Annotated in this window: 6 protein-coding genes and 5 pseudogenes; 2 read left to right on the top strand and 9 right to left on the bottom strand. The window is 36.3% G+C overall.

Going from position 1 to position 12837, the window contains the following annotated elements:
• Positions 1-114 precede the first annotated feature (114 nt).
• The 6 genes and pseudogenes from N7U66_RS07050 to N7U66_RS07030 form a co-directional block, all read right to left on the bottom strand.
• Positions 115-1346: pseudogene (locus N7U66_RS07050) on the bottom strand (M48 family metallopeptidase).
• Positions 1347-1389: 43 nt separating this feature from the next.
• Positions 1390-2188 (bottom strand): annotated as a pseudogene (locus tag N7U66_RS07045) (TrmH family RNA methyltransferase).
• Between the two features lie 229 nt (positions 2189-2417).
• On the bottom strand, positions 2418-3722 hold the full coding sequence (locus N7U66_RS07040; RefSeq protein WP_267677885.1) for an amidohydrolase family protein: 1305 nt from the start codon (positions 3720-3722) through the stop codon (positions 2418-2420).
• A 46-nt stretch (positions 3723-3768) separates the two neighbouring features.
• Entirely contained in the window at positions 3769-6771 is a 3003-nt protein-coding gene (locus N7U66_RS07035) for an amidohydrolase family protein (RefSeq protein ID WP_267677884.1), read from the bottom strand.
• A 167-nt stretch (positions 6772-6938) separates the two neighbouring features.
• The gene (locus N7U66_RS21520; protein ID WP_313791450.1) at positions 6939-7238 is read right to left on the bottom strand and encodes a DUF3810 family protein; all 300 of its coding nucleotides are present in this window, start codon (positions 7236-7238) and stop codon (positions 6939-6941) included.
• A complete protein-coding gene (locus tag N7U66_RS07030; protein WP_313791449.1) occupies positions 7177-8007 on the bottom strand; it encodes a DUF3810 domain-containing protein in 831 nt (276 codons plus the stop codon). The genes N7U66_RS21520 and N7U66_RS07030 overlap by 62 nt, the downstream gene beginning before the upstream one ends.
• Positions 8008-8080: 73 nt before the next feature.
• Between N7U66_RS07030 and N7U66_RS07025 the strand changes: the two are divergent.
• Positions 8081-9541 (top strand): annotated as a pseudogene (locus N7U66_RS07025) (aminoacyl-histidine dipeptidase).
• A gap of 73 nt (positions 9542-9614) precedes the next feature.
• Here the strand turns inward: N7U66_RS07025 and N7U66_RS07020 are convergent.
• The 3 genes and pseudogenes from N7U66_RS07020 to N7U66_RS07010 all read right to left on the bottom strand — a co-directional run bounded on the left by N7U66_RS07020 (position 9615) and on the right by N7U66_RS07010 (position 12315).
• A pseudogene (locus tag N7U66_RS07020) lies at positions 9615-10732 on the bottom strand (peptidylprolyl isomerase).
• Between the two features lie 31 nt (positions 10733-10763).
• A complete protein-coding gene (gldI, locus tag N7U66_RS07015) occupies positions 10764-11303 on the bottom strand; it encodes a gliding motility-associated peptidyl-prolyl isomerase GldI (RefSeq protein ID WP_267677882.1) in 540 nt (179 codons plus the stop codon).
• Positions 11296-12315, bottom strand: a complete 1020-nt coding sequence (locus N7U66_RS07010) for a DHH family phosphoesterase (RefSeq protein WP_267677881.1) — start codon at positions 12313-12315, stop codon at positions 11296-11298. Before N7U66_RS07010 ends, gldI begins: the two co-directional genes overlap by 8 nt.
• Positions 12316-12402: 87 nt before the next feature.
• Here N7U66_RS07010 and N7U66_RS07005 point away from each other — a divergent pair.
• Positions 12403-12823 (top strand): annotated as a pseudogene (locus tag N7U66_RS07005) (nucleoside-diphosphate kinase).
• Positions 12824-12837: the final 14 nt, after the last annotated feature.

Raw genomic sequence — 12837 nt, 5'->3', positions numbered from 1 at the left:
CATCCCTTAAATTAGAGCACTAATAGCTACCCCCTCGAAAACGTCACTTCTTACGTAACCAAATAACAATCATGAGTGCCCAAGGCTTTAATAATTGTTTAAAGTGCAGCCCACTTATTCTTTTAAATTGTTAATGCGTTCCAGTAATGTAGGATGCGAATAGTGCATAAATACATAAGCAGGATGTGGGGTTAAATTAGTCAAGCTGTTTTTAGACAGTTTTTTAAGTGCGCGCATCATAGGTTCTGCTTCATAGGTCGTTTTAGCATAGTCGTCTGCTTGGTATTCGAATTTCCGTGAAAACCAATTCATGATTAGGCCAGTAATTTCAGAAAGCGGAGAATATAGAATTCCAAAAGCAATTAAACCGATATGAAAGCTTGGAGTGGCAACACCTAAGGCTTGAGAAAGTACTGGATTTGAAATTAAGAGCGACAGTACAAATAAAGTAAAACCGGTGAGTGCTACTGAAGCGGCCAAATTAAAAATAATGTGTTTGCGTTTATAATGCCCCACCTCATGTGCTAAAACAGCAACAATTTCATCTACCTTTAAATCATTAATCAAAGTATCATAAAGTGTCACGCGTTTCTCGCGTCCAAATCCTGAGAAATAGGCATTGGCTTTGGTACTGCGTTTTGAGCCGTCAATTACAAAAATTTTATCGAGATTAAAACCTACAGATTGTGCATATTTAGAAAGGGCATCCTGAAGTGCGTTAGCTTCTAAAGGGGTTTGTTTATTAAATAACGGTACAATTAATCGTGAATAGAAGAGGTTCATAAAAAGGGTAAAGAAGGTCATGAGTATCCAAGCATAAATCCAAAACATGTTACCTGTAGACTCATAAAACCAAGTCAATACTGCTAATAATCCACCACCGACAACAATGAGCATCAGCCAACCTTTTAGTTTGTCTAAAAGAAAGGTCTTTTTTGTCGTTTTATTAAATCCAAAGCGTGCTTCAATAACAAAGGTTTTGTAATAGGAGAAAGGTGTGGTTAAAATATCACTGCCCAGCATGATGATTCCGAAGAAAATAAGTGTAATCATAATACTATTAGAAGCATATTCCCGTGCCAAAGCATCAACCCAGGCAAAACCATCAAAAAAGAAAAAAGCCAGTGTGATTACTAAAGAAAAGCTAGAAGTCATTAACCCGAAATTATAATTGGCCTTTTTATACGCTTGAGATTTTTGGTATTCGGCAGTATCATAAACATCCTTTAAAGCTTCGGAATCGTATCCCTAAAGTGCTTAGCATTTAGCGCCTCCAGGATCTTGTCGATGATAAAGTTGGTGGTGATAATCGCAATTATAATATAAAATAACGTTGTTGGAGTCATAGCCTTTTTTTAGTTTGTGACATGGTGTTTATTAGAAATTCCTTTATATAAAGTTTCGTTGTCGTTTTGCTTCAAAAATAAGAATTCCAGCAGCAACAGAAACATTCATGGAATCAATAGCGCCTTGCATGGGGATACTAATATTTTGAGTAGAGGCGTCTCGCCATTCTTGGCTCAATCCAGTGGCTTCTGTACCAACAACTATTGCCGTTGGTGTTGTGAAATCTTGAGCGTGATACGCTTCAGATTCTTGTAAGATAGCGCTATAAATATTAATATTTTTTGATTTAAGAAAGATAATAATTTCGGTTGTACTTCCAGTAGCAATTTGATTCGTAAATAAACAACCCACACTAGAGCGCACAATATTCGGGTTGTATAAATCCGTTTTAGGATTAGCAATAATAACAGCATCCACCTTTGCAGCATCAGCAGTACGTAAAATGGCACCAATATTACCTGGTTTTTCACGGAGCTTCAGCGACTAAAACTAAAGGATTTTTGCTGTTGAATTTTAAATCAGAAATAGTGTTTTTCTTGCTTTTAATTATGGCAATAATACCTTCAGTAGTATCACGATAGGCAATTTTTTGATAGACCTCTTTATTTATTTCTATAATATCTGCTGAAGTATTTAAGCTTTTCAGCGTGCTTTCAGAGTATAATTCAGAATAAAACAATAGCGTTTCGAGGGTGTAGCCTCCTTTTAAAGCCAATTGTATTTCTCGTGCACCTTCTACAATAAACAGGCCTGTTTTTTTTCGCTCACGGGATTTTTCTTTTAATAAAACAATCTGTTTTATTAGCGCGTTTTGTGTGCTAGAGATTTGTTTAAACACCATTATTTAAATATCGTTTAGCGCAAATTTACAGTAATAAATTGTAAAACGTGTTTCTAGTTAACGACTGAACTAAAAATTTCGGAGCCATTATATATGAAAAGCATCTTTTAATGATAGTTGTAATTTAAATAGTAGCGTCATGCAAACCATAAAGCCTATACATCTTATAAGAAAAGGCGAGCAGTCCTGATAATGATTGCTCGCCTTTTTATGAATAAAAAAAGAGATTCTATTGCTTATATTTATTAGAATAACGTTTGTATAATTCGGTTTGGTGCGATTCTAAACTAATATCGCGCCCTTGGATAAAAGCTTTGGTCAATTTGTTGGTACGCATATCTAATGCATCCCCTTCACTTATAAAAAGGGTAGCATCTTTACCAACTTCAAGAGAGCCAACCTGATTTTCAATACCTAATATCTTAGCCGTATTTAAGGTAATCAGGCTTAAAGCTTGTTCTTTATCTAGTCCATATGCAGCACATGTACCTGCAAGAAAAGGTAAGTTTCTAGCATTCATACGCTCCATACCTCCTGCATTTTCTAAACCTACTAAAATACCAAGATCGACTAACTGTTTGGCTTGTTTAAAAGGTAGATCGTAATCATCGTCATCACTATTGGGTTCGCTGTGTACCCGTTGTAATAGCAAAGGAACGTTATGGTGCTTTAGCAGATTGGCCACCTTATATGCCTCATAGCCACCAACAATAACCATATGTTGAACGCCGTTTTCTTTAACAAAAGTAATAGCGTCGGTAATGCCTTTTTCAGAATTCACATGCACATATAATTTTTTAGAACCATCAAATAAACCCTGTAATGCTTCAAATGGGAGGTGTTTGGGTGATTTATCACCAGCCTGATAGGCTTTACTTTCGTTAAAATAAGCCGTCACATTGTCCACTTGTTTACTGTATTCTTTGTTAACTTTTAAGTTAGAGGGTTCCCCTAACCACCAGCGGCCACGAGTAAAGGCACGGGGCCAGTTCATATGAATACCATCATCTTCTTTAATGACGGCATCTTCCCAATTCCATGCATCAAATTGTACAATAGAGGATGTACCCGAAAGACGGCCGCCACGAGGTGTAATCTGTCCCATCAATACACCGTTTGGCCGCATTGATTCTACAATTTTAGATTCTGTGTTATAAGCAATTAAACTGCGAATATGTGGGTTCATTGCACCCACTTCATCGGCATCATTGGACGCTCGAACGGCATCGACTTCTACCAAACCTAATGTCGAATTTGGAGCAATGAAACCTGGATAAATATGTTGGCCAGTTGCCGTAATAATGTCCATACCCTTTACATTAAATTTCACTTGTTCCGCACTGGCAATAGTTGCGATTTTTCCGTCTTTAATAATCAAACAGCTGTTTTCTATCACCGTGCCATCACCAATATGAGCGGTCGCTCCAAAAATAGCAATGTCCTTTTTTTGCTTTGGTGCGGGTGTTTGTTGTGCGAAAACTACCATGGAAAGTAGTAAAGCAAAACCAAGTATTTTATGTTTTAAATTTTTCATTTTGAAAATTATATTTATTTATATGCGTGTAGACAAATACTACGTACTAAAAGTTTGTGTCGCAGTGAAAGTGTTGTTTTTCTTTCTTTTCTATAGGCTTTGTTTTTAACCCCTTGTTTTTAGCCTGCAGCATTAAATTCGTTAATTCATTTTTTTCTTTCTCAATAGACACACGCAATTGTTTATCACGATCAATATCAAAATAAGTAACCCCTTCGATAATCGTTTTTTCTGCTTTAGCATAAATAGATAGGGGGTGGTCGCTCCATAATACGACATCGGCATCTTTCCCAACTTTAATACTTCCCACACGATCATCAATGTGTAATAACTTCGCAGGGTTTAAAGTGACAAACTTCCAAGCCTCTTCTTCACTAATATTTCCGTATTTCACAGACTTGGCAGCTTCTTGATTTAGTCGTCTTGACATCTCACTGTCGTCACTATTTATGGCGACGGTGACTCCTGCATTATGCATGATGGCAGCGTTATATGGAATCGCATCGTTTACTTCATATTTATAGGCCCACCAATCACTAAAGGTTGACCCTCCAACACCATGTGCTTTCATTTTATCGGCCACTTTATAGCCTTCTAAAATGTGTGTAAACGTATTAATGTTAAAATTAAACTGCTCTGCTACCTTCATTAACATATTAATCTCACTTTGAATATATGAGTGACAACTAATAAAACGCTCTTTATTTAAAATTTCAGCAAGGGTTTCCATCTCTACATCTTTACGATAGGGCTTCCCACTTTTCTTCAAGGCATCATATTCTTTTGCACGTTGAAAATAATCGATGTACACTTGCTCAACTCCCATTCTTGTTTGTGGGAATCGTATGGTGTTGTTGGCTCCCCAGTTACTCTGCTTCACGTTTTCACCGAGTGCAAATTTGATGAACTTCGGCATGTCTTTATACAGTAAATGATCGGCAGATTCTCCCCATTTTAATTTAATAATGGCAGAGCGACCACCAATGGGATTCGCAGAACCATGTAAAATTTGAATAGAAGTAACACCTCCAGCCGGATTGCGATAAATATTAATGTCCTCCGGGTCAATAACATCTTCTTGTGTGACCTCAGCTGTAGAATTATGACCAGATTCGTTTACCGAAGCCGTTGCAATGTGTGCATGCTCGTCAATAATACCGGATGTTAAATGTTTGCCTTTACCATCAATAATTTTAGCATCAGAAGCATTGAGGTTTTCGCCAATTTTTGAAATTTTCCCGCCCTTAATCAATACATCGGTATTTTTAATAATGCCTTCCTTTTCATTAGTCCATACCGTGACGTTTTTAAAAAGCAAAGTTTCTTGCTGTGGTAAGGTTTTAAAGCCGTAAGCCATGTTGGGAAACGTTACGGGATAGAAACTTTTGGCTTCCAAAAATGCTTCCTGCTCATCTTCATCGTTCTCTTCTTTTTTGTCTTCCTTTTTATCTTCCGAAGCGTTGACTTTTTCGGTTTTTTTTGCGATAAAAGAGGTTTGATTTCCGTTAGGGAGATACGCTTTTCCGCTAAAACTAGTCGTATTATCTACATTAGAAACCAATCTAATAAATTGGTGTTTGGTGGTGTCTATTGTAGAGAAGGTGAGATTTAACCAATCGCCTTCAAGGCTAATTTTTGAACCTAATTTTTTGTTGTCTGCTTTAACTTCAGATTTTAATTTTTCTAGTTCACCTTTAATGGTTAATTCATACGCTGTGGTTCCTAAGTTAAACGAATAATCCCCTCGAATATCTTTAGTGTCTATTGCAACTAACTCGTTTTTAATACCAGTCACCCAGTTTTGATAAATAATTGTTTTTTTATCGAACAAATCGCCTGAAGTCACTAGAAAATTAGCATAAGCACCAGTATTTAATGTACCTAAAAGCGTACTTTTACCAATGATTTGCGCGGGCACGGTGGTTAATGCCGCTAGTGCTTTTTCTTTCGATAGCCCTGCTTCTATGGCTTTACGAAGGTTAGCCATGAAATCTTTAGAGTCTTTCAGCTTGTAGGTTGACAAGGCAAAAGGAACATTATTATCGGCTAAGATTTTAGGGTTCGAAGGTTTTTGATTCCACTCTCTTAATTCATCTAATTGAATAGAACTGGCTAAAAAAGGATTTTCCATATCATAAGCATCAGGAAAATTCAAGGGTATAATAAAGCTCCCTTTAGTTGCCTTAATGTCTTTTATGTATTCATACTCATCACCACCACCAACAAATACATATTGTGTATTAACCTGATCTCCAATTTTATCCAATCGAAGTGCATTCATTTTACTGCCCGCTTCAATAATTTGAACCATGTTCCTATTCGCAATAAAGGCTTCTAAGGCACGGTCTTTTTCTTTTATATTTCCCGAAGCATACCAATCGGCATCCATATTTACTTGACGTAGTAAAGCAAAAGCACCCATGATAGAATTGGGATAAGATTGTCTTGATGTTTTACTTTTACTGGTTCCTAAATATTGCGCTGAGCTTGCAGAAAGGATTCTTTTGGCATCGCTATCTTCAGAATTTAAAGCTATTAAAGTACCCGTACCACGAACAATACCATCTTCAATATGTGTGTTCACCACGCCAAAACCTGCTTTGCGAAGTGTCTCGGCTTCCTTGTCATCATACTCAAAGTGGTCTAAGGCATTTTGATCTGCTCTCATGTGGTCATTCCAATAAAAGCCTTCACGAGAGGCATCATATTGAGGGCTTTTTGAATCGCCACTTGGGGGCTCTATTTTTTTAATACCAAATGTAGAGTAGATATCTATAAACGACGGATAAATACTTTTTCCGGACAAATCGTTTACTAAACAATTTTTTGGAATGGATACAGCTGTGCCAACAGAGACCACTTTACCATCTTTTATAAGTAAAGTCCCATTTTCTATCACCTGGTTAGGTGAGATATGAATTTTGGCGTTTTTAAAGGCTGTGAAATTGGAGTGAATGGTTTTTACACCGTCATTTTTAGGAATGTGTTCTTGTGCAAGACTTAATAAACTGCACAAAAAACAACTGAATACTATAAGTTTTTTGGTCATGGGTTGATTTAAAAGGATTTAGTTGTTAAATATAATAATTAGATGCGCTTCAAAACAAACGATTGTTAGTTTTTAACTTTTTAAGCTCATTTTAGGCATTGAAATTTAGTTATGAAACTTGGAGATAAAAAAAATACTAGTGTTTTAATATTTTTGTGAGTACTGCGTTAGAGTGATTTGTTTTTAAAATAGTTAACCAATAAGGCCACAACATAGCTGTAACTCTTCATCCCATCTGTTTGATTGTTTGCTATTAAAAAGCCATTATAAGTAGATTGAAACAGGGGCTCAATAGGATTACTCCTTGATTCCCAAAAATCACGAACTTCCTGATAATTTTTTAATATACCAGGATTTATGGTGGTCACTAACCGCTCATATTCTTCTGGATCTCTTCGGTATATTTCATGTAAACAATGGCGTAAACCAAACGTGTAACCGTGAATAATTGAAATAAATATCTTCATGACTAGTGGCTGCTAAACAGGCTATAAAATTGGCTTCGTTCTCTGCAGCATAGCCTAATTCGTGTGCGACTTCATGCGAGGCAGTGGTGGCAATTTTAAATATAGGAATGAAACTATTGACATGCGCTTCGTTGGTTAACGGATTTAAATAGCCACTAAATCCCATATATGTTAGAGGCCAACTCAGTAATGATTTTTTAATGCTTTTACCTTTGTATTCTAAATGGGGAAAGTCTTCTTCCAAAGCTTTATATCCTAAGGGCGTTTTGTTAATAACCTCATTTTTAGTGTATGGAAATTCAACTTTCATACTGTCGTGACCAACAATTTGAAGATGCAGAGTATTCGATTTTGCGATGAGCTTCTCTGAGACAGCAATCAATGCCTCCGTAGTGTATTCCGGGTCTAAATTTAGATTTTGGTGCAGTGGTAAGCGGTAATAATTCATGGCCCAAAACAAATGAAACGCAACATATACAATAGACACGGCTGCAAGAATATCAATGCTCCAGTTTTTGAAATCCTTAGCGGCTCGTTTTCGATTAATAATAAGCCATCTTATGCTGTAGATAATTGCAAAGGAGTATACAAAATCACCAAAAGAAAAAGGAAGCCACCCCAAACAATAGCGCAGCATTTTTGACAGTATAGGATATAGACCATTACTATAATAGGTTTCAATAAATGCGGGGAATTGTGCTAAAATCTTTACCACTATAAATGCTGGAATAATAGCAAGAGCAATGATTTGTTTTTTGTTTTTAAACATATTTCAAATTTAAGTAAATGTTTACAAAAATGACTACTGAATAATTACCTTTGTAAAACTAAAAACACAGAAAATGAATTCAGAAATAAGAAGTTTAGAGCCTAAACCATTGTGGAATAAGTTTGCAGATTTAAATGCGGTACCAAGAGCATCCAAAAAAGAAGCGCGTGTTATTTCTTTTATGAAAGACTTTGGTAGTAAACTAGGTTTAGAAGTGTTTGAAGATGAGGTAGGGAATGTGATTATAAAAAAACCGGCGACAGCGGGGATGGAAGATAGAGTAACCATTGTGATGCAATCCCATTTAGATATGGTTCATCAAAAAAATGCAGAAACTACTTTTGATTTTGATACCCAAGGCATAGAGATGTATGTTGATGGAGATTGGGTTCGTGCAAAAGGCACAACCTTAGGTGCCGATAATGGACTAGGAGTGGCAACCATTATGGCTCTTTTAGAAAGTAAAGACATTGAACACCCAGCCATAGAAGCTTTATTTACTATTGATGAAGAAACGGGGATGACTGGTGCTATGGGTTTAAAAGGCGGTTTGTTATCCGGCGGTATTCTATTAAATTTAGATACAGAAGAAGATGATGAAATAGGAGTAGGTTGCGCAGGCGGTATTGATGTAACAGCAACAAGAGCATACAATGAGGAAGAAACGCCTGAGTTTAAATTGGGGTATGAAATTAAGATTAAAGGTTTGCAAGGCGGGCATTCGGGGATGGATATTCATAAAGGATTGGGTAATGCTAATAAAATTATGAACCGACTGTTGTTTGATGGTTTTGAGAATTTTGGATTACGTATTTCAGAAATTGATGGGGGAAGTTTGCGTAACGCGATACCTAGAGAAAGTAAAGCGATTGTTGCTATAGATACTGTAAATGACGCTGTGTTTAATGCTGCAATGAGTCAATTGGCTGAAATCATAAAGAGTGAATTAAAAACTCTAGAACCGATTTAGAAATAGTGGTTTCAAAAACGGAAACACCTGATAAAATAATGGATTTGGGTGTTCAAGAAGGCCTAACACGTGCTTTATATGCTGCTGTAAATGGGGTATATAGAATGAGTGCCGATATTCCTGATTTAGTGGAAACCTCTAATAATGTAGCTAGAGTTATTGTAAAAGAAGGTGACATAAAAATAGGCTGTTTAACACGATCATCGGTAGACAGTTCTAAAATGGATTTAGCAAACACTTTGCGTGCGACTTTTGAATTGACAGGTTGTGAAGTTGAGTTTTCTGGGGATTATCCGGGCTGGACACCAAACATGGACGCTTCTATTTTAAAAGTATTAAGTAGTTTATATGAAAAGATTAATGGGGAGCCAGCACATGTAGCCGCTTGTCATGCAGGTCTCGGAATGTGGCATTTTAGGAAGTAATTATCCGGACATGGAAATGATAAGTTTTGGGCCTACCATTAGAGGGGCGCATTCACCGGATGAACGAGCGAGTATCTCTTCAGCAAAAAAATACTGGGCATTTGTTCTAGAAATTCTCAAAAACATTCCAAAAAAATAAGGAATGTCATACAAGTAAAAAAGCCTTCAAAATTTATTTTGAAGGCTTTTTTTATTAATAATAAGTTGCTTATCTATTTAACAAGATCTACAATTTCAATATCAAAGATCAAGTTTGAATTCCCAGGAATTGGCCCATAATCTCTACTGCCATACCCTAAAAATGAAGGAATAAATATTCTAGCTTTTTCACCAACTTTCATATTCAACATCGCTTCTCTAAATCCAGGTGCTAGACGCGCCCTAGTGCTGTATATTGTAGGAAATGGTTTATAGCCACCACTCTTATCTCTGTTTTCATCATATTTTCCAGCGTCTTTAGCAGCAGATGCCCAACTGGTATCAAATAAAGTACCATCTTCTAAGTAGCCCGCGTAGTCAATTAATACTTGTTGTTGAGGTGTTGGCACAACACCAGTGCCTTCTTTCGTTTTAATCATTACAACCCCTGAAGGTAAACGAATGACTTCTCCTTCTAAATTTTCATTATCTTTTATAAATTTTTCACGTGAAGCCTCAAGTAATGCCTCTTGCTTTTTAGTCTCTTCTTCCAATTCTACAAAATAATCATCGAAAACTTTAGGGGCATTAAATGCTTTGGCTTCTGCACCTTTTCTAATAATGTTTACTTCTTCCATAACGACATCCGCCTCCGGCTTATCTTTAACTCTAGGCTGTAATACCTTAACGTTAGAAATAGAATCTTGAACATTTAACCCAATAACTAATTCTCCAAAAACGGTGTGTTTAGGATCTAAATTTGGTGTAGCCACTTCTGTTATGAAAAACTGAGATCCGTTGGTAGCAGGTCCGAATTAGCCATAGATAGCACCCCAGGTTTATCGTGTTTCGCACTGTTTATTTCATCTTTAAAACGGTACCCTGGATTACCACCACCTGTAGCAGTTGGATCACCACCTTGAATCATAAATCCATCAATGACACGATGAAATGTAACACCGTTATAGAATTTTTTTCCTTTATAGATAGAATCTACCTTTGTATTTGTCCCTTCAGCAAGCGACACAAAGTTTGCAACAGTTACCGGTGCTAAAGCATAGTTTAATTTGGCGACCATGGTTCCTTTATTCGTTACAATTTCAGCATATAATCCATCTTCTAAATCTGGATACGTCTCTTGACAAGAGGCTGCAGTTGCACTAACGAGAAGCGCAATAATTAAAATTTTCATAGTTTGCATTAAATTATTCATTGAATTTGTATTAATTTGTTGTGATTGAATTTACTGTAACTTGGGTGACTATAGGGAGGTTAGCTCCAATTTTATTTTCATCGCCATAATAACCATAGGCTTTTTGAGATGGAAAAATAAAGGTATAAGTTTCACCTGCTTTCATAAGTTTGAGCCCTTCTCGTAAGCCTGTAAACAATTCCTGTTTATCCATGGCATAGTCACGTGCTTTTAATTCTTCTCGCGTATAAATGATTTGTCCATTTAAGTCTGCGATATAATGTTCGTATGAGATGAGGTCACCAAAGTTTGGCGTTTTTAATGTGCTATCTTGTTGTATGGTATCTTTTGAAAACCAAAAACCGAGTTCTGAAGGTATAAAAAGTTTCTCCTCTTGATTTGTAATGTAGGCTTCTATTTGATCCTGTTCTAAACTGAATAATTTCTTATTTCGATCGGCAGACTCATTAATAAAAGATCCTGTGCTTACAGATTCAGGTTTACGGGCTTCCGGCGTTTTACAAGAACTAATACATAAGATTAGTAAAAGAAATACCGGTATTTTATTCATTGTTTAAGGCTGTTTTATAGTGCGGTAATATACTAATAAATTTTTCAACGGTTTGAGATAAAGTGGTGTCGCTTTTTCCTCCAGCAGCGTTTGTATGTCCGCCTCCCTCAAAATGTGCCCGTGATAATTCGTTTACAGAAAAATCGCCTTTTGATCGTAAGGAGATTTTAATAATACCTTGATTTTTGTCTTCAATAAAAATCGCTGCTAATATAGCATCATTTAATGATAAGGCATAGTTAACAAAACCTTCTGTGTCCCCTTTTTTATAGTCTAGTTTTTGTAATTCTTCTTGCGATAGTGTGATGTAGGCCGTTCGGAATTCCGGTAAGACTTTTAAATTACTCAACGCACAGCCTAGAAGTTGTAATCGATTATAACTATTAGTATCGTAAACGTTATTATGTATTTGCGTATTGTCTGCGCCTTTATCAATTAAATCGGCAATAATACGGTGAGTTGTACTCGTTGTTGAGCGAAATCTAAAGGACCCAGTATCGGTCATTATACCTACATAAAGACAGGTTGCAATAGCTCCATCGATGTCCTCTAAGGCCTCAAGTTTTTCTAAAAAATGATAGACCATTTCACAGGTTGAACTCATAGAGACATCACTAAACATATAATTAGCGTAGTCATCTGGTTGTTGATGGTGATCGATCATTATTTTAACAGCAGGACTCTGTTCTAAAACAGTTTCCATATGCCCCGTTCTATGCAGTGCATTAAAGTCTAAAGTAAAAAGAATATCAGCCTCCATAATAAAGACTTCGGTAGCTTCTTTATCTGTTTCATGTTTTAAGATAGTATTTTCTTTGGGCAGCCATTTTAGAAAATCAGGATAATCATTAGGAGCAATAATTACGGCTTCATGATTTAACTTTAAAAGATAATGTAAAAGGCCCAATGTTGAGCCAATCGCATCACCATCAGGATTTTTGTGTGGAATAATGGCTATCTTTTTTGGTGTAGATAAAAGGGATTTTATCTCTGTTATGTCTTGTGTACTCATAGCGTGCGAAGATACAATTTTTTAATATGGATTTATATTGTTTTATTGAAGAAATACAGTACTTTTGCAGCCATAAAAAAATAACAAATGGCAACAAATAGAACATTTACGATGCTTAAGCCGAGACAGTGTTGAAAAAGGACACATTGGCGCAATATTAGAAAAGATCAACGCTTCAGGATTTAGAATTGTAGCGATGAAATTAACACAAATGACTAAGGCTGATGCTGAAGCATTTTATGCAGTACACAACGAAAGACCTTTCTTTGGAGAATTAGTAGAATATATGACACGTGGACCTGTTGTAGCTGCTATCTTGGAAAAAGATAACGCCGTTGAAGATTTTAGAACTTTAATTGGAGCTACAAATCCTGCAGATGCTGCAGAAGGTACCATTAGAAAATTATATGCAGCTTCTATTGGAGAAAATGCTGTACATGGTAGTGATAGTGATGAAAACGCAGCTATTGAAGGTGCTTTTCACTTTTCTCGAAGAGAAATGTTCTAGATATATACAGCTTT

The organism is Lacinutrix neustonica (assembly GCF_026625145.1).
In the GTDB taxonomy this organism is placed as follows: Bacteria; Bacteroidota; Bacteroidia; order Flavobacteriales; family Flavobacteriaceae; genus Lacinutrix; species Lacinutrix neustonica.
Note: the sequence above shows the minus strand (reverse complement) of the source record. Positions and strands in the feature narration are given on the sequence as shown.